The 23,068-nt window shown below is 69.5% G+C and carries 23 protein-coding genes; 3 read left to right on the forward strand and 20 right to left on the reverse strand.

What is annotated here, in order from left to right; translation table 11 throughout:
* Positions 1-259 precede the first annotated feature (259 nt).
* The 14 genes from RM96_RS05695 to RM96_RS05760 all read right to left on the reverse strand — a co-directional run bounded on the left by RM96_RS05695 (position 260) and on the right by RM96_RS05760 (position 14,553).
* On the reverse strand, positions 260-1,063 hold the full coding sequence (locus RM96_RS05695) for an SDR family oxidoreductase (protein WP_039008654.1): 804 nt from the start codon (positions 1,061-1,063) through the stop codon (positions 260-262).
* Positions 1,060-2,259, reverse strand: coding sequence for an acyl-CoA dehydrogenase family protein (locus tag RM96_RS05700; RefSeq protein ID WP_039008656.1), 1,200 nt, complete (start codon positions 2,257-2,259; stop codon positions 1,060-1,062). The genes RM96_RS05695 and RM96_RS05700 overlap by 4 nt, the downstream gene beginning before the upstream one ends.
* Positions 2,256-3,410, reverse strand: a complete 1,155-nt coding sequence (locus tag RM96_RS05705) for an acyl-CoA dehydrogenase family protein (RefSeq protein ID WP_039008663.1) — start codon at positions 3,408-3,410, stop codon at positions 2,256-2,258. The genes RM96_RS05700 and RM96_RS05705 overlap by 4 nt, the downstream gene beginning before the upstream one ends.
* 11 nt (positions 3,411-3,421) lie before the next feature.
* Positions 3,422-4,297 carry an SDR family oxidoreductase gene (locus tag RM96_RS05710; RefSeq protein WP_039008665.1) on the reverse strand — a complete coding sequence of 292 codons (876 nt, stop codon included), beginning with the start codon at positions 4,295-4,297 and terminating at the stop codon, positions 3,422-3,424.
* A gap of 10 nt (positions 4,298-4,307) precedes the next feature.
* Positions 4,308-5,459: an acetyl-CoA C-acetyltransferase gene (locus tag RM96_RS05715; protein WP_039008760.1), complete on the reverse strand. Its 1,152-nt coding sequence runs from the start codon at positions 5,457-5,459 to the stop codon at positions 4,308-4,310.
* A gap of 20 nt (positions 5,460-5,479) precedes the next feature.
* A complete protein-coding gene (locus RM96_RS05720) occupies positions 5,480-6,547 on the reverse strand; it encodes an acyl-CoA dehydrogenase family protein (RefSeq protein WP_039008668.1) in 1,068 nt (355 codons plus the stop codon).
* A gap of 20 nt (positions 6,548-6,567) precedes the next feature.
* The gene (locus tag RM96_RS05725; protein ID WP_039008762.1) at positions 6,568-7,734 is read right to left on the reverse strand and encodes an acyl-CoA dehydrogenase family protein; all 1,167 of its coding nucleotides are present in this window, start codon (positions 7,732-7,734) and stop codon (positions 6,568-6,570) included.
* Positions 7,724-8,515 carry an enoyl-CoA hydratase family protein gene (locus tag RM96_RS05730; RefSeq protein ID WP_039008670.1) on the reverse strand — a complete coding sequence of 264 codons (792 nt, stop codon included), beginning with the start codon at positions 8,513-8,515 and terminating at the stop codon, positions 7,724-7,726. Before RM96_RS05730 ends, RM96_RS05725 begins: the two co-directional genes overlap by 11 nt.
* Positions 8,516-8,534: 19 nt before the next feature.
* Complete coding sequence (locus tag RM96_RS05735; protein WP_039008671.1) at positions 8,535-9,617, reverse strand: nitronate monooxygenase; 1,083 nt, start codon at positions 9,615-9,617, stop codon at positions 8,535-8,537.
* Positions 9,614-10,504 (reverse strand): enoyl-CoA hydratase, encoded by an 891-nt coding sequence (locus tag RM96_RS05740; RefSeq protein ID WP_039008673.1) that lies wholly within the window; start codon positions 10,502-10,504, stop codon positions 9,614-9,616. The genes RM96_RS05735 and RM96_RS05740 overlap by 4 nt, the downstream gene beginning before the upstream one ends.
* A gap of 7 nt (positions 10,505-10,511) precedes the next feature.
* On the reverse strand, positions 10,512-11,312 hold the full coding sequence (locus RM96_RS05745) for a CoA-transferase subunit beta (RefSeq protein ID WP_039008675.1): 801 nt from the start codon (positions 11,310-11,312) through the stop codon (positions 10,512-10,514).
* Between the two features lie 23 nt (positions 11,313-11,335).
* Positions 11,336-12,226 (reverse strand): CoA transferase subunit A, encoded by an 891-nt coding sequence (locus tag RM96_RS05750; protein WP_039008676.1) that lies wholly within the window; start codon positions 12,224-12,226, stop codon positions 11,336-11,338.
* Between the two features lie 7 nt (positions 12,227-12,233).
* Positions 12,234-13,130 (reverse strand): VOC family protein, encoded by an 897-nt coding sequence (locus tag RM96_RS05755; RefSeq protein ID WP_039008680.1) that lies wholly within the window; start codon positions 13,128-13,130, stop codon positions 12,234-12,236.
* A gap of 235 nt (positions 13,131-13,365) precedes the next feature.
* Positions 13,366-14,553, reverse strand: a complete 1,188-nt coding sequence (locus tag RM96_RS05760; protein WP_039008682.1) for a helix-turn-helix domain-containing protein — start codon at positions 14,551-14,553, stop codon at positions 13,366-13,368.
* Between the two features lie 233 nt (positions 14,554-14,786).
* Here RM96_RS05760 and RM96_RS05765 point away from each other — a divergent pair, with 233 nt between their 5' ends.
* The gene (locus tag RM96_RS05765; protein WP_039008685.1) at positions 14,787-15,617 is read left to right on the forward strand and encodes an SDR family NAD(P)-dependent oxidoreductase; all 831 of its coding nucleotides are present in this window, start codon (positions 14,787-14,789) and stop codon (positions 15,615-15,617) included.
* Between the two features lie 51 nt (positions 15,618-15,668).
* Positions 15,669-16,568: an NAD-dependent epimerase/dehydratase family protein gene (locus RM96_RS05770; protein WP_039008687.1), complete on the forward strand. Its 900-nt coding sequence runs from the start codon at positions 15,669-15,671 to the stop codon at positions 16,566-16,568.
* A gap of 46 nt (positions 16,569-16,614) precedes the next feature.
* Here the strand turns inward: RM96_RS05770 and RM96_RS05775 are convergent, their stop codons facing one another.
* The 3 genes from RM96_RS05775 to RM96_RS05785 are packed head-to-tail and all read right to left on the reverse strand — an operon-like array spanning position 16,615 to position 18,672.
* The gene (locus tag RM96_RS05775; protein WP_039008689.1) at positions 16,615-17,373 is read right to left on the reverse strand and encodes an SDR family oxidoreductase; all 759 of its coding nucleotides are present in this window, start codon (positions 17,371-17,373) and stop codon (positions 16,615-16,617) included.
* Between the two features lie 25 nt (positions 17,374-17,398).
* Positions 17,399-18,256 carry an SDR family NAD(P)-dependent oxidoreductase gene (locus RM96_RS05780; RefSeq protein ID WP_082016433.1) on the reverse strand — a complete coding sequence of 286 codons (858 nt, stop codon included), beginning with the start codon at positions 18,254-18,256 and terminating at the stop codon, positions 17,399-17,401.
* On the reverse strand, positions 18,253-18,672 hold the full coding sequence (locus RM96_RS05785) for a nuclear transport factor 2 family protein (protein ID WP_039008691.1): 420 nt from the start codon (positions 18,670-18,672) through the stop codon (positions 18,253-18,255). The genes RM96_RS05780 and RM96_RS05785 overlap by 4 nt, the downstream gene beginning before the upstream one ends.
* Before the next feature lie 239 nt (positions 18,673-18,911).
* Here RM96_RS05785 and RM96_RS05790 point away from each other — a divergent pair, with 239 nt between their 5' ends.
* A complete protein-coding gene (locus tag RM96_RS05790; protein ID WP_039008693.1) occupies positions 18,912-19,778 on the forward strand; it encodes an SDR family NAD(P)-dependent oxidoreductase in 867 nt (288 codons plus the stop codon).
* Positions 19,779-19,893: 115 nt separating this feature from the next.
* Here RM96_RS05790 and RM96_RS05795 read toward each other — a convergent pair whose 3' ends face one another.
* From RM96_RS05795 to RM96_RS05805, 3 genes are read right to left on the reverse strand one after another with little or no spacing between them, the layout of a single operon-like run.
* The gene (locus RM96_RS05795; protein ID WP_052279345.1) at positions 19,894-20,358 is read right to left on the reverse strand and encodes a nuclear transport factor 2 family protein; all 465 of its coding nucleotides are present in this window, start codon (positions 20,356-20,358) and stop codon (positions 19,894-19,896) included.
* A complete protein-coding gene (locus RM96_RS05800) occupies positions 20,358-21,989 on the reverse strand; it encodes a FadD3 family acyl-CoA ligase (protein WP_039008695.1) in 1,632 nt (543 codons plus the stop codon). Before RM96_RS05800 ends, RM96_RS05795 begins: the two co-directional genes overlap by 1 nt.
* 1 nt (position 21,990) lies before the next feature.
* Positions 21,991-23,043: a ferredoxin--NADP reductase gene (locus RM96_RS05805; RefSeq protein ID WP_039008697.1), complete on the reverse strand. Its 1,053-nt coding sequence runs from the start codon at positions 23,041-23,043 to the stop codon at positions 21,991-21,993.
* Between the last annotated feature and the right edge of the window lie 25 nt (positions 23,044-23,068).

Here is a 23,068-nt window from a genome sequence, read left to right on the forward strand (position 1 = left end):
CCCCCCCCCCCCCCCCCGGGGGGGGGGGGGCGGGGGGGGGGGGCAGGCGCTGGCATACCGACGCCCGTCACTTCGTTGATGCTCCGGCCCTCTCCCCCACCCCTCTCCCGCAAGCGGGAGAGGGGAGCGTATGCGAGGGGTGGTGGCCTAACCCAACGCTTTCGCATACCGCCGGTTTGCTCCCCTGTCCCGCAAGCGGGAGAGGGGAGCTTGCGCGAGGGGTGGTGGCAAGCACCAACGTTCTCGCAAACCGCCGGCTTCACGCCCGCTGACTACTCACCGGCAGCACCTCGCCAGTCATGTACGAGGCATAGTCGCTGGCCAGGAACACCATCACATTGGCCACCTCCCACACCTCGGCCGCGCGCCCGAAGGCTTCGCGCTCGCTGAGCTGGCGCAGCAGGTCCGCCGGCGCCGACTTCTTCAGGAAGTCGTGCAGCGCGATGCTCGGGGCCACCGCATTGATGCGCACGCCAAACTCGGCGGCTTCCATCGCGCTGCAGCGCGTCAGCGCCATCACCCCGGCCTTGGCCGCGGCGTAGTGCGACTGCTCCTTCTGCGCACGCCAGCCGAGCACCGAGGCGTTGTTGACGATGGCGCCGCGCCGCCGGGCCTGCATGTGCGGCAGCATCGCGCGCGTCATGCGGAAGGTGCCGGTGAGCGAAATATCGATCACGCGCGACCACTCGGCATCGTCCATCTCGACTAGGCGGCGCGAGCCGCCCAGGCCGGCGTTGTTGATCAGCACGTCGGTGCCGCCCAGCGCTTCTTCGGCGGCGGCCACGAGTGCGCGAACCTGCGCTTCGTCGGACACATCGCAGAGCTGGCCGTGGATCGCCTGCAGGCCGGTTTCCGCGCGCAGGCGCCCGACCGCTTCGTCCAGGCGTCTTGGGTGCACGTCGGAAATCATCAGCGCGCGGCAGCCTTCTTCCGCGCAGCGGCGCGCCGCGGCAAAGCCGATGCCGGCGCCCGCCGCGGCGGTGATCAGCACGCTCTTGCCGGCAAGCAGCTGGTGGCCCGGCACATAGGCCGGTGCGGCGGGGAATTCGGTGTTCTGGGTCATGACTGTCCTCGTGCCTCGCGCGGCATGCCTAGGCCGCGTTCCGCGATGATGTTGAGCTGGATTTCGTTGGTACCGGCGTAGATGGTGTCGGCGCGCGAGAACAGCGCCATCTGCTGCAGCCGCGTGCGCCGCGTGTCGCCGGCGTCCAGCACGTTGGCCAGCGGGCCCAGCACGTCCAGCGCCAGCTGGCCCAGGTCGCGGTGCCAGTTGGACCAGTAGTACTTGTAGATCAGCGCCTCGCGTTGCAATGCGGTGCCGCCGTCCTGCTCGGCCTGCGCCGCGCCGGCCAGCATGCGCAGCGCGTTGGCGCGCATCACCCGCAGCCCCGCCCAGGCGCGCGCGATGCGCTGGCGCACCAGCGCGTCGCGGCTGCTGCCGTTGTCGCGCGCCGCCTGCGCCACCCACTCCAGCTCGTGCGTGAACTGCATCTGCTGGCCGAGCGTGGAGATGCCGCGCTCGAAACCCAGCAGCGCCATGGCGATGCGCCAGCCGTCGCCGGGCTCGCCCAGCACATCGGCCGCCGCGGCGCGCGCGCCGTCGAAGAACACCTCATTGAATTCCGCGCCGCCGCCCATCTGCCGGATCGGGCGGATCTCGATCCCGGGCTGGTCCAGCGGCAGCATCAGGAAGACCAGGCCCTTGCTGCCGCGCGAGCCGGGCTCGCAACGCGCCAGCACGAAGATCCAGTCGGATTCGTGCGCGAGCGAGGTCCACACCTTCTGTCCGCTCACCAGCCAGTCGCCACTGGCATCGCGCACCGCGCGCGTGCGCACATTGGCGAGGTCCGAGCCCGCGCCGGGCTCCGAATACCCCTGGCACCAGAACGTGGTGCCGTTGCGGATGCCGGGCAGCAGGCGCGCCTTCTGGTCCTCCGTGCCAAAGGCAATCAGGGTGGGGCCGATCAGCCCTTCGCCGATATGGCCCATGCGGCCCGGGCCGCCGGCACGCGCATACTCCTCGTGGAAGATCACCTGCTGCATCACCGGCAGCTCGCGCCCGCCATGCGCGCGCGGCCAGCCGAGGCCGGTCCAGCCGCCTTCGGCAAGCCGCCGCTCCCACGCCTTGCGCAGCTCCGGAAACGCCTCTTCGTCGCCGGGGCCGCCGCGGTGCTTCAGGCAGGCAAACTCGCCGGCCAGGTTGGCGGCCATCCACTGGGCCACCTCGGCGCGGAATGCCGACTCTTCGTGCGCTGTCATGCTGTCCTCCAGCTGTGCGGGCCATTTGCGGCGATGTAGGCAAGCGCCGCGCCGGCACCACCCAGCCACTGGCTGGCAGCCTGCGCGCGCTTGAAATAGAGCTGGGGGTCGTATTCCCAGGTGAAGCCGACCCCGCCATGCAACTGGATGGCCTCCTGCGCGCAGAAGCGCAGGGCGTCGTCGGCCGCGACGGAAGCCGAGGCGATTTCGAGGCGAGCACTGGCCACTTCGTTGGTTTCCCACGCCTGTGCCGCGCCATACACGGCCGAGCGCGCCGCCTCCACCAGCACCATCATCTGCGCGCAGCGGTGCTTGACCGCCTGGAACGACGCAATGGCGCGGCCGAACTGAATGCGTTCCGCCACATAGGCAACGGTCAGGTCCAGGCATTGCCGGGCCGCGCCGAGCTGCTCCGCCGCCAGCATCAGCTTGCCGTGCCACCAGGCATGGGCCAGTCCCAGCGCCGCGGCGCCCCCGCGCGCCACGCACGTGCTGGCAGGCACGGGCAACCCGTCCAGTCGCAGCGAGGCCATCGGCCGCGTGCGGTCGAGCGTATCGAGCAGCGCCAGCGTGAATCGCTCATCGTCAGCCAGCGCGGCTGGCTCCAGCAGGAACAGTGCGGGCGCGCCGTCATCGAGCCGTGCCGGCACCAGCAGCCAGTCCGCACCGATGGCATCGGCCACCTGCGTCGCGCCTCCGCGCAGCACGAAGCCGTCCGCGCTCGCCCGCGCATCGATTGCGACGCCGTCGTACTGCCAGCCTCCATCGCCCGGCAACACCGCGGCGGTCCGGCGCTCACCGCAGGCGAGACGCTCCAGCCACTGCGCGCTGTCACGCGGACCCAGGCTGGCCTGCAGCCACGGCGCGGCCACGCAGGCGGCGGACCAGAACGGCACGCACGCCAGGCGCTGGCCCAGTTGCTCCTGCAGCAGCACCAGCCCGGGCGCGCCCAGGCCGGCACCGCCCACGGCTTCGGGCAGTGCGATGCCGCACCAGCCGAGTTCGCCCGCGATCGCGCGCCATAGCGCGTCATCGTGCGCCGGCCCCGCTTCGGTCACGCGCCGCACCGCCGCCGAATCGCTGTGCGCGGCGAGGTAGTCGCGCGCGCTGTCGCGGATCATCTGGTGCTCGACGGAAAGGGAGAAGTCCATGGCAGTCGCGCTCAGCTGCCGTAGACGGCCTGCGGCGGCTGCGCGTGCGCCAGCAGTTCGCCCACCGCCGCGCCCAGTTCGGCCGGCTGCCAGCGCGCGCCCTTGTCGGCCTTCGGCCCGGTGCGCCAGCCGTCCGCCACCGACACCATGCCGCCGGCCGCCTCGAACAGGCGCCCGTTGACCTGCGCCGACGCGGCGCTGCCCAGCCACACCACCAGCGGCGCGACGTTGGCGGGGTCGTAGTAGTCGAAGCCGTCTTCCGGCGCCTGCATCATGTCGGCGAACACCTGCTCGGTCATGCCGGTGCGCGCGGCCGGCGCCAGCGCGTTGGCGGTGATGCCGTAGCGGCCCAGCTCGGCGGCCTGCACCAGCGTGAGCGCGGCAATGCCGGCCTTGGCGGCGGCGTAGTTGGACTGCCCGACCGAACCCTGCAGGCCCGCGCCGGAGCTGGTGTTGATGATGCGCGCGTCGACCGCGCGGCCCGCCTTGGCGGCGTCGCGCCACCGTTTGGCCAGCAGGTTGGCCAGGCAGAAGTGGCCGCGCAGGTGCACGCGCATCACGTCGTCCCAGTCTGCCTCGGTCAGGCTGACAAACATGCGGTCGCGGCAGATGCCGGCGTTGTTGACCAGCACGTGCACTTCGCCGAAGGCTGCTACCGCGGCATCGACGATGCGCTGCGCGGTGGCGAGCTGCGTGATGTCGTCATCGCTGGCCAGCGCGCTGCCGCCGGCCGCGCGGATCTCCTCGCACACCGCCTCGGCGGCCTCGCGCCGGATGTCGTTGACGACCACGTTGGCGCCCTCGGCGCCGAAGGCCAGCGCATAGGCGCGGCCCAGCCCGCCGCCGGCGCCGGTGATGATGACGGTGCGTCCGTCGCAAATGCCCATGACGGTCTCCTTACAGGCGTTCGATGATGGTGACATTGGCCAGGCCGCCGCCTTCGCACATGGTCTGCAGGCCGTAACGGCCGCCGGTGCGTTCGAGTTCGTGCAGCAGCGTGGTCATGAGGCGCGCGCCGGTGGCGCCCAGGGGATGGCCCAGCGCGATGGCGCCACCGTTGGGGTTGGTGCGCTCGGGCGCGTAGCCGGTCTCGGCCAGCCATGCCATTGCCACCGAGGCGAAGGCTTCATTGATTTCGACCACGTCGATATCGGCCAGGCGCAGGCCGCTGCGCTCCATGGCGCGCTTCGTTGCGGGGATTGGCGCCGTCAGCATCCACAGCGGGTCGTCGCCCATCACGCTCATATGCACGATGCGCGCACGCGGCTTGAGCTGGTAGCGCCTGAGCGCGTCTTCCGAGACGATCAGCAGCGCGGCGGCGGCGTCGGCGGTCTGGCTGGATACGGCCGCGGTCAGCGAACTCCCGGGCATCAGCGGCTCCAGCGCGGCCATCCTGGCCAGCGTGGTATCGGGGCGTGGCGTCTCGTCATGCTTCACGCCATCGCACGGCACGATCTCGCGGGCAAAGCGGCCGTCTTCGATCGCCGCCGCGGCGCGCCGGTGGCTTTCCAGCGCATAGGCTTCCATGGCCTCGCGCGACAGCTTCCAGTGGTCGGCAATGCGCTGCGCGGCGTGGAACTGCGAGACGGGCGCATCGCCGAAGCGCGCTTGCCAGCCCTTGCTGCCCGAGAACGGGTCGGCAAACCCCAGCGCCTGCCCGGCCAGCATGGCCGACGAGATCGGGATCTGCGTCATGGTCTGCACGCCGCCGGCGATCACCACGTCCTGCGTGCCGCTCATCACCGCCTGCGCGGCAAAGTGCACGGCCTGCTGCGACGAGCCGCACTGGCGGTCCACGGTCACGCCCGGCACCGCCAGCGGCAGGCCGGCGGCCAGCCACGCACTGCGGGCGATATTGCCGGCCAGCGGCCCGATGGTGTCGACGCAGCCGAACACCACGTCGTCATAGTCCTCGGCCGGGATGCCGTTGCGGCGCACCAGCTCGGCCAGCACGAAGCTGCCCAGGTCGGCGCCGTGCATGTGCGACAGTCCGCCCTTGCGCCGCCCGGTGGGCGTGCGCAGGGCATCAACGATATAGGCGTCTTTCATGGTCATTGGTCTCTTTGGAATCAGGCAAACGTGGCGCCGGCGCCGATGTCATGCTCGCCGTCCAGGATGTGCGCGCCCAGGCGCGCCTTGTGGAAGGCCCGGTCGCCCCAGCTTCCCGCCAGGGCCCAGGCGCGCTTGGTGAAGATCTGCAGGTCCAGCTCCCAGGTGTAGCCCATCGCGCCGTGCACCTGGATCGCCTGGCGTGCCGCGCTCCACGCGCAGCGCGCAGCGGCGACGCGGGCATGCGAGACGTGCAGCCCCGCGTGCGGCAGGCCATGCGCCAGCGCGGCGGCGGCGCGCAGCAGCACCGGTTTGGCGAATTCGAGCTGGATCGCCACGTCGGCCAGCAGGTGCTTGACCGCCTGGTAGGCGCCGATGGCCTTGCCGAACTGCTTGCGTTGCGCGCTGTAGTCGATGGCCAGGTCCAGCATGCGCTGCGTGAGCCCCAGATGCTGCGCGGCCACGCCGAGCGCGCCGCGGTTCAGCGCCATCTCCCACAGTCTCGTGCCGGCAGGGATCAGTTCGGTCTCCGCGGTCGGGCTCCACGCCAGCTCGAACAGCCGTCGCGAAGGATCAAGCCCGGCGCGCGCAGTCAGCACGGCCTGGTCCGGGCGCAGCAGGTGCACGGCACCTTCGTGGGCGCACAGGATCGCGTCGGCGACGTGGGCGTCGGCCACCAGCCGCTCCTGCGGATGCGCCACCGCCACGCGGGCTTCGCCGCTGGCGATCCGCTCCAGCAGGGCGGCGCAGCGCTCGCGCGCCGATGCGTGCGGCGCTACCGCCAGGGCATCGCGCAGCAGGCCCGCCGCCACCAGCGCGGTGTCGAGCAGCGGCTCGGGCAGCGCGAAATAGCCGCACGCCTGCGCCAGCGACGCCCACTCGACCTCGCCCAGCCCCAGGCCGCCCTGCTCCTGCGGCACCATCACCGCCGTCAGTCCCTGGTCGGCCAGCTGCCGCCACAGCGCGTCGGAGCGGCCGGTCTCGGTGGCCCGCAGCTCGCGCGTCAGCTCGGGCGTCATCTCTGTCATCAGGAAGCGCCGGATCGCCTCGGCAAACTGTTCCTGCTCTTCGGTCAATGCGAAATCCATCGTGTTTCCCCCGGGTGCCGTCATGCGCGCGGCATGCCGAGCAGGCGCTCGGCGACGATATTGCGCTGGATCTCGTTGGTGCCGGCATAGATCGGGCCGGCCTGCGAGAACAGGAAGCCGTCCAGCCAGTGGCCGAGCGAACCCGGCGGCTGGCCGTCGGGTGCGACCTCTGCGGCCTGGCCGAGGATGGCCAGCGCGGTATCGTGCATATGGATGTCCAGCTCGGACCAGAACACCTTGTTCGTGCTCGACTCGGCGCCGATATGGCCGCCGCGCACCAGCCGGCTCGCCGTGGCATAGGTGGAGAGCGTGTAGGCCTCCGCATCCATCCACGCGCGCAGCACCGCGTCGCGCAGCGAGGGGTCACGGTCCGCCGCTTCGCGGTTGGCCTGGTACAGCCTGACCAGCGCGCGGGCGGTTTCCTGGAAACGCGCCGGCGAGCGCAGCATCAGACCACGCTCGAAGCCGGCCGTCGCCATCGCCACCTGCCAGCCGGCGCCTTCAGCCGCCAGGCGGTTCTCCACCGGCACGCGCACGTCGTCGAAGAAGATCTCGGCAAAGCCGGTCTGGCCGTTGAGCTGGCGGATCGGGCGCACGGTGATGCCGGGCGTACCGAGCGGCACCAGCACGAAGGTCAGCCCGTGGTGGCGCGTCGAGGCCGGATCGGTGCGGAACAGCCCGAACAGCCAGTCCGCCCACACCGCCCGCGTCGACCAGATCTTCTGGCCATTGATCACATAGTCATCGCCGTCGCGGATCGCGCTGCAGCGGATCGCGGCCATGTCGGAGCCGGCGTTCGGCTCGGACCAGCCCTGCGCCCAGATATGCTCGCCCGAGGCCATGCGCGGCAGGAGGCGCGCCTTCTGCGCCTCGGTGCCGAATTCCATCAGCGTGGGCCCGAGCAGGAAGATGCCGTTCTGGTTGACGCGCATCGGCGCGCCGGCGCGCCAGTACTCTTCCTCGAAAATCAGCCACTCGATCAGGTCGCAGCCGCGCCCGCCGAGTTCGGCCGGCCACGTGACCATGCTCCAGCGGCCCTGGTTGAGCGTGGCTTCCCAGGCGCGGTGCCGGGCAAAGCCTTCCTCGGTGTCGAAGCTAGCCAGCGGCGTGCGCGGCACGTGCGCGGCCATCCAGTCGCGCACCTCGGCGCGGAAGGCGCGCTGGGCGTCGGTGTACTCAAGCTGCATCGCGCGCCCCTTGAGCGAAGCTGGCTTCGCGGCCTTCGACAAAGGCCGCCCGCGCCTCGCCGGAATCCGCGCTCATATAGGCTTGCAGCGTGAAGCCCTGCTCCCAGCGGTACTTGTCCTCGAGGTTGCCGTCCTCCACGCCGTTGAGCGCTTCCTTGGCCAGTTGCAGCATGGCCGGGCTCTTGGCGGCGATCTGGCGCGCCAGCGCCATGGCGGCATCGCGCAGCCCGGCGCGCGGCACCACGCGCTCGACCGCGCCAAGACGGTACGCCTCGGCGGCATCGATCATCTCGCCGGTGAAGTACATCGCCCTGACCTTCTGCACGCCGAACATGCGTTGCAGGTGCGCGCCGCCGCCCATGGCGCCGCGGTCGATCTCGGGCACGCCAAAGCGCGCGCACTCGGATGCGACGATGATGTCGGCGGCGCCGCAGATGCCGATGCCGCCACCGAGCACAAAGCCGTGCACGGCGACGATGACGGGCTTGGGATTGCGGTGCACGGCGCGGAACGTGGCGTAGTTGCCGGCATTGACGTCGACGATGCGCTGCGGGTGCGCGGCCAGTTCCTTGATATCGACACCGGCGCAGAAGCCACGGCCTTCGCCGCGCAGCACGATCACGCGCACGGCGGGATCGGTGCCAAGGCGGTCGATCGCGGTGGCCAGCGCCTGCCAGCCGGCGTTGTCGAGCGCGTTGACGGGCGGCTGGTCGATCACCAGTTCGGCGATGCCGTCGGCGGTGTCGATGCGGAATGACCCGGTCTTGTGGTTCGTTTGCATGATTTCCTCTGTCTGTGGGTCAGGCCGTGGCGGCGAGCCCCGTGCCCGCCAGTGCCGCCAGCCGGGCCTGCGCCTGCGCGGCCATGCCGGCCACGATCTGCTCGCACGATTCGATCGCGCCGATCGCGGCGGCAGCCTGGCCGCTGGGCAGCACGCCTTCATCCGGGCACCCCTCCACCATCGCGCGCTGGATCAGCACCGGCGCGTTGGCGGCCATCAGGGTCTGGGCGGCGCTGTAGTCCTGCTCGCGCATCGCGCGCCAGGCGGTGGCCAGCATCTGCGCGCCGCGCATGCCGGTGCGCGCCCGCCATTTGCGCGCGGCGGAAAGCGCCAGCCAGGTGCGCCGCCACGGGCCGGCCTGCTCCAGTTGCAGCAGCAAGGCGTTGTCGATCATCCGCTGCGGCAGCCCGTCGATGGCCAGCGATACGCGGATGCTGGCCGGCTCGCGCACCTTGACGTAGCGCTCCAGCGTCTGCGCCGGCACCGGCGATTCGGCCGACATCAGGAAGCGCGTGCCCATGGCCACGCCAGCCGCGCCGTACGCCAGTGCCGCGGCGAGTCCGCGGCCGTCGAAGAAGCCGCCCGCCGCCACCACCGGCACGCTGACGCTGTCCAGCACCTGGGGCAGCAGCAGCGTGGTCGGGGTGCCGCCGGTATGGCCGCCGCCCTCGCCGCCCTGCACGGTAACTACGTCCGCTCCCATTTCGACAGCCTTGGCCGCGTGTTTTGCGGCGCCGACCGTCGGCATGCAGACCACCCCCGCCGCCTTGAGCCGGCCGACCATCTTCGCGTCCGGGCCACGTCCGTAGCTGACGGCGCGCAGCCGGTGGCGGATCGCCATCTCGATGACTTCGTCCGCGTTGGGCTGGAACATGTGGAAGTTGATGCCGAAGGGCCGTTCGCTGAGTGCCTTGACGCGCAGGATTTCGCGCTCGACCTCGCCGGGCGGAATCGTTGCGCCGGCCAGGAAGCCGAACGCACCGGCATTGCCGCTGGCCGCGACCAGCTTCGCGTCGGCCACCCATCCCATCGCCGTCTGCACGATGGGATAGCGGCAGCCCAGCAGATCGCACAACACGGTGTGCAGGCTCGCGGCGCTCATGCCTTTTCCTCGCTGCCGGTGCGTTGCGACGCCGCCATGGCGCGCGCGTCGTAGCCGCCGAGCTTGTCGCCGCTGACCAGTTCGTTGTGCGCATGGGCGAAGTGGTGCCAGGCGAAGACGGCATCCATGGCCGTGCGCTTGCCCTGCAGGTCTTCCACATGGTTGACCGCCTGCTTGGTCAGCGTCAGGCCCAGCCGCGGCATCTGCGCGACCTTGGCGGCCATGCCGTAGACGGTGTCTTCCAGCGCGTCGCGCGGCACCACGCGGTTGACCATGCCCATGCGTTCGGCGCGTTCAGCGCCCATGCGCTCGCCCAGGAACAGGAATTCCTTGGCGATGCGCGGGTGCAGCTCGTAGGGGTGCGCGAAGTATTCCACGCCAGGAATGCCCATGCGCACCACCGGATCGGCAAAGAAGGCGTCGTCCGATGCCACGATCAGGTCGCACACCCAGGCCAGCATCAGCCCGCCGGCAACGCAGGCGCCGTGCACCATGGCGATGGTCGGCTTGGGCAGTTCGCGCCAGCGCCGGCACATGCCCAGGTAGACCTCCTGCTCGCGCGCATAGAGGAATTCGCCGCCCGACTTGTTGACGTGGTCATACCAGAGCGAAGCGCGCTCGAACGACTCGTTGATGTCACGCCCCGGCGTGCCGATGTCGTGCCCGGCCGAGAAATGCTTGCCCGCGCCGCGCAGCACGATCACCTTGACCGCATCGTCCGCGGCGGCGCGCCGGTAGGCCTCGTCCAGCGCATACGTCATCTTCGAGTTCTGCGCGTTGTGGTACTGCGGACGGTTCATGGTCACGGTGGCGATGCCGTCCGCGACCTGGTAGAGCACCTCGGCGTTCGGGCCCAGGCTGATGGGTTCGTTGGCTGGCGATGTCATGTCGGCCTCACGCGCGTCCGGAAGGATTGCCGCGCACGATCGCCGCGCGCAGGTTGTGCGGATCGAGCTGGACGATCAGCCGCAGCTCTTCCGGCGTCGGTGGCGCCGTCTCCGGCAAGGCTTCGCCGGGCGTGTTCGCCAGTGCAAAGCCGGTGGCCGCCTGCACCTGGTCGAAGCTCACGCCCGGATGCAGGGAGCGCACACGGATGGCATGGCCGGCGCCGCTGAAATCCATCACGCACAGGTCGGTCACGATCACGCGCAGGTCGACAAAGCTGCGCATGCCTTCGATCTGGCGCGCCGGGTTGTAGCCGGCGCTGCAGACCATGTCGACTTCGCCCGCGACAAACGCGCGCGTACTGTGTGCCGGCACGAAAAAGGAATTGGCGTGATGGATGCTGTTGCCGGGAAAGCCGCGCGCGCCCAGCAGCTGGGTCTTCGGCTGCGCATGCGTGCCGCCCAGGCAGGAGATATTGGCCTGGCCGAAGCGGTCGATCTGCGTCGGCATCACCAGCGCGTGGCGCCGGCCGCCCCACAGGCAGTCGAACACGCGCGAGTAGCCCATCCAGCCGCTGGCGCGGACCTTGTAGCCGGGCTCGCGCGGGCCCAGCGGCACCGGCGTTTCCACCAGATAGGCTTCGCCGTCGGTCAGCAGCAGGCCCGGGTTGTGCGCAAGCCGCGCCAGGCCGGCGGCAATGCGCGGGCCGGTGCCGATGCCAGTGGCCAGCACCTCGCCGTCGTCGTGCCAGGCGCGGGCGGCGGCGGCGATCATCAGCTCGGCGCGGGAGAATTCATAAGTGGCGCTCACGGTCGCTCCTTGGGTTGACGGGTTCAAAGTACCGGCAGTGGCAGGTCGTGCACGTGGCCGAGGCCGCCAATGCGCGCCAGGTAGACCGCCTCGCTCGCGCCCACCACGTCATCGCGCCAGGCGCGGAAGCCGTTTTCGGCCTCGGCGCTGGCGCAGTACGCCTTCAGCGCGGGCAGGTCCCAGCCATAGGCCGGTGCGCAGGAAGTGGGATGGGCGCCGCCGGGCACGTGCACCACGCCCGTCACCAGCGAGCGCTCGAAGGCGTTGTTGCGCGCGCGCGCCAGGTCTTCGTCTTCGAGGCGAGGGTGCAGCGTTTCGCAGCTCACATAGCAGCGGCGCGCGGCGCGTGCGAACCATTCATCGAAGAACGGATCAGGGCCGTCGATGCGGGTGTTGCCCAGCACGTCGCTCTCGTTCACGTGCAGCAGCGCCGCGTCGAGCTCGATCGCCGGCATTGCCACCAGCACTTCGCCGTCGGCATAGGGCGAACGCACCGTCTTCAGTTGCGGGTTCTTCGCCAGCACGTCGGTGCCGAGCGCGGCGCGCGTGGGCAGGAATGGCAGCCGTGCGGCAGCCGCGCGCAGGCCGAGCTGCAGCATGCCTTCGTCCAGTTCGGTGACCTCCAGCAAGCCACGCTCGCGCGCCTGGCGGAAATAGGGCTCGAGCGGAATCACGTCGAGCGAGACGAAGCCGAACACCAGCCGGCGCACCTTGCCGGCCGCGCACAGCATGCCCACCTCGGGGCCGCCATAGGCGACCACGGTCAGGTCTTTCAGCGGCGAGCGCAGGATCTCGCGCACCAGCGCCATCGGCTTGCGGCGCGGGCCCCAGCCGCCGATGCCGATGGTCATGCCGTCGGCGAGCTGGCCGGCCACGTCAGCCGCGCTCATGGTCTTGTCGATCGTCTTGGTCATGGATTGTTTAGCGGTATCCGATGCTGAAGTCGTGTCCCCACAGGCTGACGCGCGTCGCCTCGTAAGCTGCATGGCGGCTCCAGTCCACCACCATGCCGCCGTGGCCGTACTCGAGGTCGAAGCCGCCGGGGGTCTTCATGTAGAAGGAGGTCATGCGGTCATTGCAGTGCTGGCCCAGCGTGGCGGAAAGCTTCACGCCGTGCTGCTGCACGCGGTCGAGCGCGCGGCCCACCTCGGCCATGTCCGGCACCTCGGCCATCACGTGGATGCAGCCGGCTTCCGACGGCATCTCGAAGATCGCCAGGCTGTGGTGGCGGCCATTGCCGCAGTGCAGGAAGTGGATGCGCTTTTCCGGCTCGGCGGGGTCAGTGGTGAAGCGCACCCGGAAGATGTCGGACAGGCCGAAACCCATCACCTCGCACAGGAAGGCATAGGTCTCATCGAAGGCCGGCGCGGGCAGGACCGCATGGCCCGCCCCCATCGGGTCCGTGATGAAGCGCGGCACGCCCACCGGCGAGACAAAGCGCAGGAAATCCGAGCGCATGCCCCACGAGATCTCGTGGCGGTTGCCCGACGGATCGGCAAACCAGGCCATGGCCTGCACGCGGCGTTGCGCCAGTTCCGCGGCACTGGCCTGCACGACTTCCACATTGGCCTGGCGCAGCGTGTCCAGCGCATGGCGGTAGGCCGGTTCGTCGGCCAGCTCCCAGCCGGAGGCCAGGTAGCGGTCGCGCGCGCCCGACACCACCAGGTAGCGGTAGTCGCGTTCATCCATCTTCACGTACAGCCCGCCGCCGGGCGCACCGGAACAGGCCATGCCGAGCACCTGTTCGGCATAGTGTCGCCACTGCCCGATGTCGGTAGACTCGACCACGATGTAGCCAAGCGCACGAATGTCCAACATGCCGGTCTCCTCTGGTTCGTTGCCATTGCTGGCTGATGAGACCTATTCTTCCGTGCGCTGCGGCCCGGCACATCGTCCACTGGGACTAGCCGATCCGGGGCCCGTTTCAGGCCGGCGCGGGACGCATGATGTACTGGCTGGTGGGCTAGGGGTGCGGAAAGCGGCCCTCATCTTCCATTCGGACTAGGAGGGTCGATGGCAATGAAGCGCGTAGGCAGGATGACGCCGGGGGCGCTCACCCGAGCGTCACGACACTGCTCAGCAGCATGCGCACCAGCGTCGCCTGGCGCGTGACCCCGGTCTTGGAGAAGATCGCGCGCAGGTGGGCGCGTGCCGTGTTCTTGCTGGTGCCCAGCGACTCGGCAGCTTCGTCGAGCGTCATGCCGTCAGCCAGCACCAGTGCCAGCGCGGTTTCGGCGGGCGTGAGGTCGAACAGCTTGCGCACCACCTCGTGCGAGGCGCGCGACTTGCGCTCGGGATCGCGGATAAAGACCGCGCAGGCCGGGCGATGCCGGTGGTCTTCCGGCCATTCGCTGAGCGGAATGGTGCGGATCAGCACGCCAAGCTTGCCGCGCCCCGAGGGGCGGGTGATCGACATGGCTTCGGCCAGCGCCGGCGCGCTGCCGTGGTGCCCCATCTGGGCGCGGCGCAGCAGGTACTGGAACTTGCGGCTTTCCTGCGGGTAGGCGATCTCGAAGTTGCCGCCGTTGAGCCGGATGCCGTCGTTCTCCACAAGGATTTCGTCGGCTTCAGCATTCTTCTTCAGGATCGCACCGGCCGCGTCGAGGATCACCATGCCCACCAGCATGCGGTCGATCGCGCCCGCGTAGAGGCTGCGCTCCGATTCGACCATATCCAGCCTGGAATGCAGCCGGACCGCGCGCCTCAGGTGCGGCAGGATCGTGGCGCACGCCGCCTTGTCGGCCTCGGAGAAGTCCTGCGTGTCGTGCTGGCGGCAGATGCGCAGCCGGCACTCGACCCCGTCCTCCGTGCGGATGTCCGCGCCCAGCAGGTAGCGGACGCCGAGCGGCTGCAGGAACTGCCGGTAGATCTCGCTGCGGCACCAGTTGCCGGCGCCCATCGCTTCATCGACCGTTACGGCCCGGTCGGTTGGCAGGTTGATGAAGGGATCGATGGCGTAGTAGTACGTGTTGTACGACGCCTCCGCCTCCAGCGAAGTGCCGTCCTGCGACGCGTGCACAGCGATGCCACTACGGTCGCTCGCGGGCGAGCGCAGGATAAAGCTCACGTAGCTGGCGTCCACCTGCTTGCGCAGCATTTCCAGCGCGCGGCCCCAGGGCACGGGTTCCATCGGTCCTTCGTAGACGGCCGCCAGCAGCTCGCCGAACTGCGGCAGGCTCAGTCCGGACTGCGCAAACCAGGGCGACGCCATCTCTTGCGCCTCAACGGTCGCCATCAACATTCTCTGTCTCCTGTTTCCACATCACTTGCACGGGCTGACCGGCGCTCTGCGGCACCTGGGCAGCGCAGATTATAGGGACGCTGCCTGCCGATGTCCGGCACGCGGCGTTCGTGTTTGCCCCAGTTTGCGCCTTCTCGGTGTTTTCCCTGACCTGCAATCGGACGATGTCCGCCCCGCCTGCCACCGATCCAATGCATGCATCCCCGTAGTGCAACCGAAGGAGAGCAATTCAGATGGATTTCACCGACAAGACTGTGCTGGTCACCGGCGGCGGCGCCGGCATCGGGCTGGCCACCGCGCAAGCCTTCCTCGACCAGGGCGCGCGCGTGGCCATGATCGAGATCGACGCGCAGCGCGCCGAACAAGCCCGGGCGCTGCTGGACAAGACGGGCGCAGACGCGCTGGTGGTACAAGGCGATGCGGCCGATCCCGGCACCGTGAGCGAACTGGCTGCGCAGATCGCGCAGCGTTTCGGCGTGCTCGATGTGCTGGTCAACAACGTCGGCGATTTCCTGCGCATTGCCAAGCCGTTCGAGCACTATGCCGACGACGAGATCGCCAGCCTCTACGCGGCCAACCTCGGCCACGTCTTCACCGTCACGCGCGCGATGCTGCCGCTGCTGCGGCGCAGTGCCGCCGGCAGCATCGTCAGCGTGTCGTCGATCGAGGCCTTCCGCGGCATTCCGTACTGCAGCGTCTACGGCGCCTTCAAGGCAGCCATCACCGGCTTCACGCAAAGCCTGGCGCTGGAGCTGGCGCCGGCGGGCATCCGCGTCAACCTGATCGCCCCCGAAACCACCGAAACGCCGCAGGTTCCGGTGTCGCAGATGGTCGCCGCGGAACACCAGCACCATATCCCACGCTGGATTCCGCTGGGACGCTTCGGTACGCCGCGCGACATTGCCGACGGCATCCTGTTCCTGGCCAGCCCGCGCGCCGCCTGGATCACCGGCACGGCCCTGCACGTCAATGGGGGCGCGCTTGCCGCCGCCGGCTGGTATCGCGACCCGAAGGGCGCGTGGACCAACATGCCGGTCATCGCGGGCAACGGCATGAACCTCTGATGGCCGCGCCGCGGCCACACCACACCACACCACACCACCAAGGAGACAAGCATGAAGATACTGATCGTCGGCGGCACCGGCATGATCGGGGGCCACGCGGCCCTGCACCTGCGCAGCCGCGGGCACGATGTCACCATCGCGGGACGCAACCGCCCGGCGGCCGGCACCGCGCTGGGCGAGCTGGACTTCCTGCGCTGCGACTACATCGCCAGCGACGTGCCGGCCGCGCAGCTCGGCGCCTTCGACGCGCTGGTATTCGCCGCCGGCAACGATGTGCGCCACGTCCCGCCTGGCAGCGACGAAGCGGCACACTGGGAACGCGCCAATGTCGAAGGCGTACCGCGCTTCTTCCGCGCCGCGCGCGATGCCGGGATCCGAATCGCGGTTTATGTCGGCAGCTTCTATCCGCAGGCAATGCCGCGGCTGGTCGCGGACAACGCCTACATCCGCTCGCGCAAGCTGGCTGACGAAGGCGTGTGCGCGCTGGCCACGGACGCCTTCCGCGTGAGCAGCGTGAATGCGCCGTTCGTCGTAGGCACGGTGCCGGGCCTGACGGTGCCGATGTTCAAGGCCTACACCGACTACGCCCGCGGCAACTTTGCGCCGATGCCGGATTTCGCGCCGCCTGGCGGCGTCAATTTCATTTCGGCCACTTCGCTCTCGGAAGCGATCGAAGGCGCACTGCTGCGCGGCGAGAATGGCAAGGCCTACCTGGTGGGCGACGAGAACCTGTCATTCCAGGACTACTTCGGCGCATTCTTCCGCGACGCGGGCCGCCAGGCGCCGCCAGTCATCGACCAGGAACATCCGTTGCTGCCGGACTCGGCCATCTGCTTCGGCCGGGGCAATACGCTCTACTACGAGCCGGATGCGGCCGAGACTGCCCTGCTCGGCTATCGCCGCCGTGACATCCTGCGCACGGTCAGCGAGATCGTGTCGCAGTACAGCTAAGCCGACACTGCGGCGGCCCGCGCAAGCCGGCCGCCGCAGCGGGCCTTTACAGCCCCGAGATCAACTGCGCGTTATCGATGCGCAGTTCCGCGCCATTGATGAAGCGCGACGCATCGGAAGCCAGGAACAGCACCAGGTTGGCCACATCCTCCGGCTGGCACATGCGTGCCATCGGGTCCGTGCCGATACCGAGCGTGGCCGGATCCAGGTCCGGCACCAGCGCCTGCGTCATCGGCGTCCAGACGCCATCGGGGTGGATCGAGTTGCAGCGGATGCGGTAGCCATTGCGCTTGCAGTGCACGGCCACGCTGCGCATCAGCGCGGTGACGGCACCTTTGGCACCGCTATACGCGCACATCATCGGCAGCCCGCCCAGCGCCGCCACGGACGACATCACCACGATGGAGCCCCCGGCGGGGTTGCCCTTCATCGCCTCCACACCGAACTTGCAGCCGAGGAAATAGCCGTCGGCATTGACGCGCATGACCTGCCGCCAGGCGTCGAGCGAGGTTTCCTCGATCGATCCGAGCGGACAGATGGCCGCATTGTTGACCAGCACGTCGAGCCGGCCGAAGCGGTGCTGCGTGGCGGCCATGGCCTTGCGCCAGTCCTCCTCGCTGGCAATATCGTGGCGCACGAACAGTGCCGCATCCCCGATCTCGCGGGCCAGTGCCTGCCCGGCCTCCTCGTTGACATCGCTGAGGACCACGCGCGCGCCCTCGGCCGCCAGCAGCAGCGCGTCGGCGCGCCCTACCCCGCTGGCCGCGCCGGTGACCAGCGCGACCTTGTCCCTGACCTGATGCATTGTTTCTCTCCTTGGTTGGTCCGCTTCAGCCGGCTTCGGGAATCCTGCCGGCCAGCACTGCCTGCAGCGCGGCTTCGCCATACACCGCCGCCACGGTTTCATCGAGGATGGGATTGCCGCGCAGCTCGCTGCCGCCATCCACAGCGATGCTCTGGCCCGTCACCCAGCCCGACTCCGGCCCGGCGAGGTAGCGCACCGCACTGGCAATGTCGTCCGGTTCGCCGGCCCGGCCCAGCGGCATCTGCGCGACGAACTTGTCAAGGATGGCCGGGTTGTCGAACATCGGTCCGGTTGCGCCCGAGCGGGTCAGCCCCGGCCGCACCGCATTGACGCGGATGCCACATCCCGCCAGTTCCTCGGCCGCGGCGCGGACGAATGCTTCCAGGCCCGCCTTGGCGGCGCAGTACGCCGACAGCCAGCGGCAGGTCATGCGCGCCGCGTTCGACGAGATGCAGACGATCGCGCCGCCGTGCGGTGCCATCAGCGGCGACGCGTGGCGCACCGCCAGGAACGCGCTGGCGATGTTCAGCTCCAGCTCCGCCGTCAGCGAGGCGGCGTCGTGCATCAGCAGAGGACGGAAACCGCCGCCGCCGACCGTCGCGACGACGATATCGAGCCGCCGCTCCAACTCCCAGGCCTGCTGCAGCGCGGCCCGCACGTCATCTTCACGGCAGGCATCGCCGACACTGATTTCCACCGTGGCCCCGGGCAGTTGCGCGCACAGGCTGCGCCGTGCCGCTTCGAGCGCTTCGCGCCGCCGCCCCATCAGCACTACCGCGGCGCCGTCGCGCAGCAGCGCCAGCGCGCTGGCCGCGCCGATACCGCCCGCGCCGCCGGTGACGAGGGCCGTCTTGCCTTCCAGTACACGAGTCGTCGTCATCATGCCCCCCGCAGCGGCAGGTCGTGCGTCCAGTCGACCACCAGCTCGCGCGCGGCAATGCGCCACCGGCCGTCGCGCCGCACGAAGCGGTCCTGGTAGCGGATGCCCCAGTCCAGCTTGCGCGGCACGCCGTCCTGTTCATACAGATGATTGGCCACGCAATAGGTCTCGCCGGTCGCGATATCGCCGTCGACCTCGACCAGTTGCTGGTGCACATGATGCTGCGTGGCGCTGTACTGGCCGAGCGCTGTCATGCCGTCAGCGATGGCTTGCGCTCCGTCCATGCTGAATCCGGGCCCGGTCAGCCGCGCATCCGGCGTGAACAGTTCCGCCAGGCTTGGGAAATCGCGCCGGTCCACTGCCTGCGCATAGCGGCAGGTCAGTGCGTGAATGGCTTGCTTGTGCTCCAGTTCGGACATGGCCAGGCTCACTCCTTGGTTGTGACCGGCGATGGCGTCAATGGAACGCCCCGGGCGGTCGTTGGGATGGCGACTATCGTCAGTGCTGCCGCGCTGCGGGCCATCGTCCACGTGGAGTAAGCGGACCGGGTACCGCTTAGTCCGAACGAAGGATGTACGGGGGCCACTCCCGCTCCAAGCTTCGATTGGCGCGGGCGGCCCGGGCTGGGGCCTGCGCATCACTGACACAGGAGACACACATGAAGCAGGCGGAACAGGCCCTCGTCGCGGTGGTCACGGGCGGTTCGCGCGGTGCCGGGAAGGGCATTGCGCTGGCACTCGGCGCGTCAGGCGCGACGGTGTACGTGACAGGGCGCACGGAGCACGAAGGCAGCGCGCCGCTGCCCGGCACCATCCACGCCACGGCGCGCGAGATCGATGCGCTCGGCGGGCGCAGCATCGCGGTCGCGTGCGACCATCGCGATGATGCGCAGGTGGCGCGGCTGTTCGAGCGCGTGCGCGAGGAAGCCGGACGGATCGACATCCTGATCAATAACGCGACCTTCCTGCATGACGAGCTCATCATGCCGGGCCCGTTCTGGCAGAAGCCGCTGGAAATGGCCGGGATTCTCGATGTCGGCTTGCGCTCGGGGTATGTGGCCAGCTGGCATGCGGCGCCGATGATGGCGGCGCGCGGGCGTGGATTGATTGTGTTTACGTCGTCGTTTGGTGCCAATTGCTATATGCACGGCCCGGCCTATGGCGCGCAGAAGGCCGGCATCGACAAGTTCGCATACGACATGGCGGTGGATTTGCGTCCGCATGGCGTGGCGGCGGTGTCGGTGTGGATGGGGCCGCTGCGCACCGCGCGTACGCAGCGGGTGTGGGAGCAACATCCCGACAAGTACGCGTCGTTCGCCCCGGTGGCGGAGACGCCGGAGTTCACGGGCAAGGTCATTCATGCGCTGTACCGGGATCCCGGTTTGATGGAGAAATCGGGGCAGGTACTGATCGCGGCGGAGGCAGCGCTGGGGTATGGGATTGTGGATGCGGACGGGGTGCAGCCGCCTTCTTACCGGCAGGTGCTGGGCGGTCCGCCGCCGGTGCATCCGGCGATTGTCGAATAGGGGCTGGATGCGCTGGCACTCGCCGGTCAGATTGAGCTGGCCACCACGCCACGCATACGCTCCCCTCTCCCGCAAGCGGGAGAGGGGAGCAAACCATCGCCGCAAGCACGGCCCCCTACGTAGCTTGCGACAACAAACCCGTCGTAAACACCGTCGAGCGGATCAGCCAAGCCTCGCCAACCCGCACATACTCATCCGCATAGCGCCCCGTCAGAAACGTCCGCGAGCCACTCGCATCATCCAGCGCCAGGTAAGCCAGATCCCAGCTACCCCGCGCCGTATCCACATCCAGCACGCAGATATCCCCCTGCCCCGCGAAATGCATCTCCCGCAGCGTAGGCCGGCACGCCAGCTCCGCAAAGCACTGCACCAGCGCATCACGCCCGGCAAAGCTGCCGATCCGGTCATAGTGGATGTGCGCGTTGTCCGGCACGAAGCAGGCACGCATCGCCTCCGGGTCCTTGTCGTCGCACGCGCGCAGGTAGCGCAGCTTGAGCGCGCGGATCGCATCGGCGGCTTCCAGCCGCGCCAGGCGGTCGGCAATGGCGGCGATATCGGTCATGGTCGATTCCTCGTTCATCAGGCTTCGCGCAACTGGTACTTCAGCACCTTCCCCGCCGCGCTGACCGGCAGCGCCGGCACGAACAGCACCTCGCGCGGCACTTTGTAGTTGGCCATATGCCGGCGCGCCCAGGCAATCAGGGCTTCGCCGTCCACGCGCGCGCCGTGGCGCAGCACCACGTAGGCCCGCCCCACCTCGCCCAGCCGCTCGTGCGGCATGCCCACCACCGCTACCTGCGCCACGGCCGGGTGGGCCGTCAGCAGTTTTTCCACCTCCGCCGGGTAGCAGTTGAAGCCGCCGACGATAAACATGTCCTTGATGCGATCGGTGATACGCAGGTAGCCGCGCGCGTCGAGCGTGCCGACATCGCCGGTGTGCAGCCAGCCGTCGGCGTCGACCGCTTCCGCGGTCGCATCGGGCAGGCCGAAGTAGCCTTGCATCACGTTATAGCCGCGCACCAGCACTTCACCTGGCTCGCCGGTGGCAACCGGCTGCCCCTGCGCGTCGACGCAGCGCAGCTCGATGCCCGGCATGGCGCGGCCGGAGGTGCCGGCGACCGTCTCGGCGTCGTCGCCGGCGCGGGTCAGCGTGGCGAAACCGCACGATTCGGTCAGGCCGTAGCCGGTGATGACCGTATCGAAGCCCAGTTCATCGCGCATGCGCTGGATCAGCACGGGCGCGATCGCCGAGGCGCCCGTCACCGCGATGCGCAGCGAAGACAGGTCGAACTCGCGCAGGCGCGGCGCGTTGAGCAGCGTCTGGTAGAGCGTCGGCGGGCCGGGCAGCACCGTGATGCGTTCGTTCTCCACGCGCGTCATCACGGCCTCGGCGTCGAACACCAGGTGAGGCAGCACCGTGGCTCCGCGCGACAGCGCGGCGAGCCATCCGGCCTTGTAGCCGAAAGTGTGGAAGAACGGATTGACGATCAGGTAGCGGTCGCCTGCGCGCACGCCCGTGATGTCGGCCCAGCCGTCGATGGCGCGCAGGTTCTGCGCGTGGGCGGTCATGACGCCCTTGGGGCGCCCGGTCGTGCCGGAGGTGAACATGATGTCCATCGGCGTATCGCCGCGCACGCCGCCCTCGCGCTGTGCGAAGGCCGCCATGTCCACTTGCTGTGCCAGCCCGAGGAAGGCATCCCATGCCAGCTCGCCCCCGGCCAGCGCCCTGCCCTGTCCCGGCCGCAGGATCACCAGCCGCTCCAGCGTGGCGGGGCGGTGCGGCGCCAGCATCTGCGGATAGCTTTCGCCGAGGAAGTCATCGACGCAGAACAGCAGGCGCGCGCCGCTGTCGGCCAGCACGGCACCGGCTTCGGCGCCCTTCATGCGCGTGTTGAGCGGCACCAGCGCGGCGCCGACGCTGTGCGTGGCCAGCGCCGCGATGATCCATTCGGAGTAATTCGGCGCCCACACGGCAACGCGGTCGCCCGGTTGCACGCCGAGCGCCATCAGCGCACGGGCCGCCTGGATCCGGCAGCCATCGAGCGAGGCGTAGCTAAGGCGCAGCCCGTCTTCCTGGATGGCGATGCGCTCGCCGTGCCGCCTCGCCGCGCGCCTCACCAGCTCTGGAATGGTGGCGGCAATCTCCTCGTGTGCAGCGGCGTCGAGGGTGGCCGGTGCCGCAATGGCGTCGATGGTGTCAGATGGGGTCATGTCAATCCGGGAACTTCAAGTGGATCTCGCTGCTCGCCGGGCGGGCCTGGCAGGCCAGGGTCCAGCCCGCCTCCAGGTCGGCACGGTCGAGCACGTGGTTCTCGCCGAGCGTGACGTCGCCCTGCGTCACCTGGCACATGCAGGCGCCGCACAGCCCCGCGCGGCAGGAATTGGGCGCGGCCACGCCGGCGCGCTGCAGCGCGTCGAGCACGGTTTCGTCGGGTGCCACGCCGACCTGGTGGGTTTCGCCGTCAAGCTGCACGGTCAGCGCCGCGCCGCGCATGGCGGGCGCCGGGGCCGGTGCCGTGACCTCGGCGCTTGCCGGCGCCTTTGCCGCCGGCACATCGGGCAAGGACACGAAACGCTCCACGTGGAGCTTGCCGCGCGGCACGCCAAGTTCCTGCAGCGCGGCCTGGGCGGCGTCCATGAACGGGCCGGGACCGCAGACGAAGCATTCCGCCAGGCTCCACGGCCGCACCAGTTCCTCGATCTGGCGCTGCGTTGGCGGCCCCTGCACGCTGTCCAGCCAGTGGACCACGCGCAGACGGCCCGGGTGGTTCCGCGCCAGCTCCCCAATCGCCTCGCGAAAGATGATGGAGCGCTCGTCGCGGTTGGCATAGACCAGCGTCACCGTGCCGCGCCCATGGCGCAGCGCCGCCTTGGCGATCGACAACACCGGCGTGATGCCGCTGCCGCCGGCCAGCAGCAGGAAATCGCCATGCAGCGTGGGCGGGGTGAAGACGCCGGCAGGCGGCATCACCTCGACCGTATCGCCCGCGCCGAGATGGTCGCAGATCCAGTTGGACACGCGCCCGGTCTGCACGCGCTTGATCGTCACGCGCAAGGCGTGGTCCACCTCCGGCGTGCTCGACAGCGAATAGCAGCGCTGCAGCGGCACGCCGTCCACCGGCACGCGCAGGGTCAGGAACTGCCCGGGACGGTAGGCAAACGCATCGCGCAGGCCGTCCGGCAGCGCGAATACCAGCGAATGCGCCTGATCCGTTTCCGTGACGACTTCGGCGATCTGCAGCCGGTGGAATTGCACTGGCGCCATGATGTCCTTCTTCAGCTCTGGGTGG

It is taken from the genome of Cupriavidus sp. IDO, from assembly GCF_000812465.1.
GTDB lineage: Bacteria > Pseudomonadota > Gammaproteobacteria > Burkholderiales > Burkholderiaceae > Cupriavidus.

What these genes read in the sequence shown, in the direction of transcription:
- RM96_RS05780 (WP_082016433.1), bottom strand. Translation starts at nt 18,256, where the DNA reads ATGATGACGACGACTCGTGTACTGGAAGGCAAGACGGCCCTCGTCACC.
- RM96_RS05705 (WP_039008663.1), bottom strand. Translation starts at nt 3,410, where the DNA reads ATGGACTTCTCCCTTTCCGTCGAGCACCAGATGATCCGCGACAGCGCG.
- RM96_RS05695 (WP_039008654.1), bottom strand. Translation starts at nt 1,063, where the DNA reads ATGACCCAGAACACCGAATTCCCCGCCGCACCGGCCTATGTGCCGGGC.
- RM96_RS05735 (WP_039008671.1), bottom strand. Translation starts at nt 9,617, where the DNA reads ATGAGCGCCGCGAGCCTGCACACCGTGTTGTGCGATCTGCTGGGCTGC.
- RM96_RS05785 (WP_039008691.1), bottom strand. Translation starts at nt 18,672, where the DNA reads ATGTCCGAACTGGAGCACAAGCAAGCCATTCACGCACTGACCTGCCGC.
- RM96_RS05710 (WP_039008665.1), bottom strand. Translation starts at nt 4,297, where the DNA reads ATGGGCATTTGCGACGGACGCACCGTCATCATCACCGGCGCCGGCGGC.
- RM96_RS05775 (WP_039008689.1), bottom strand. Translation starts at nt 17,373, where the DNA reads ATGCATCAGGTCAGGGACAAGGTCGCGCTGGTCACCGGCGCGGCCAGC.
- RM96_RS05805 (WP_039008697.1), bottom strand. Translation starts at nt 23,043, where the DNA reads ATGGCGCCAGTGCAATTCCACCGGCTGCAGATCGCCGAAGTCGTCACG.
- RM96_RS05720 (WP_039008668.1), bottom strand. Translation starts at nt 6,547, where the DNA reads ATGGATTTCGCATTGACCGAAGAGCAGGAACAGTTTGCCGAGGCGATC.
- RM96_RS05730 (WP_039008670.1), bottom strand. Translation starts at nt 8,515, where the DNA reads ATGCAAACGAACCACAAGACCGGGTCATTCCGCATCGACACCGCCGAC.
- RM96_RS05800 (WP_039008695.1), bottom strand. Translation starts at nt 21,989, where the DNA reads ATGACCCCATCTGACACCATCGACGCCATTGCGGCACCGGCCACCCTC.
- RM96_RS05755 (WP_039008680.1), bottom strand. Translation starts at nt 13,130, where the DNA reads ATGTTGGACATTCGTGCGCTTGGCTACATCGTGGTCGAGTCTACCGAC.
- RM96_RS05760 (WP_039008682.1), bottom strand. Translation starts at nt 14,553, where the DNA reads ATGTTGATGGCGACCGTTGAGGCGCAAGAGATGGCGTCGCCCTGGTTT.
- RM96_RS05740 (WP_039008673.1), bottom strand. Translation starts at nt 10,504, where the DNA reads ATGACATCGCCAGCCAACGAACCCATCAGCCTGGGCCCGAACGCCGAG.
- RM96_RS05700 (WP_039008656.1), bottom strand. Translation starts at nt 2,259, where the DNA reads ATGACAGCGCACGAAGAGTCGGCATTCCGCGCCGAGGTGGCCCAGTGG.
- RM96_RS05715 (WP_039008760.1), bottom strand. Translation starts at nt 5,459, where the DNA reads ATGAAAGACGCCTATATCGTTGATGCCCTGCGCACGCCCACCGGGCGG.
- RM96_RS05770 (WP_039008687.1), top strand. Translation starts at nt 15,669, where the DNA reads ATGAAGATACTGATCGTCGGCGGCACCGGCATGATCGGGGGCCACGCG.
- RM96_RS05795 (WP_052279345.1), bottom strand. Translation starts at nt 20,358, where the DNA reads ATGAACGAGGAATCGACCATGACCGATATCGCCGCCATTGCCGACCGC.
- RM96_RS05790 (WP_039008693.1), top strand. Translation starts at nt 18,912, where the DNA reads ATGAAGCAGGCGGAACAGGCCCTCGTCGCGGTGGTCACGGGCGGTTCG.
- RM96_RS05750 (WP_039008676.1), bottom strand. Translation starts at nt 12,226, where the DNA reads ATGACCAAGACGATCGACAAGACCATGAGCGCGGCTGACGTGGCCGGC.
- RM96_RS05725 (WP_039008762.1), bottom strand. Translation starts at nt 7,734, where the DNA reads ATGCAGCTTGAGTACACCGACGCCCAGCGCGCCTTCCGCGCCGAGGTG.
- RM96_RS05765 (WP_039008685.1), top strand. Translation starts at nt 14,787, where the DNA reads ATGGATTTCACCGACAAGACTGTGCTGGTCACCGGCGGCGGCGCCGGC.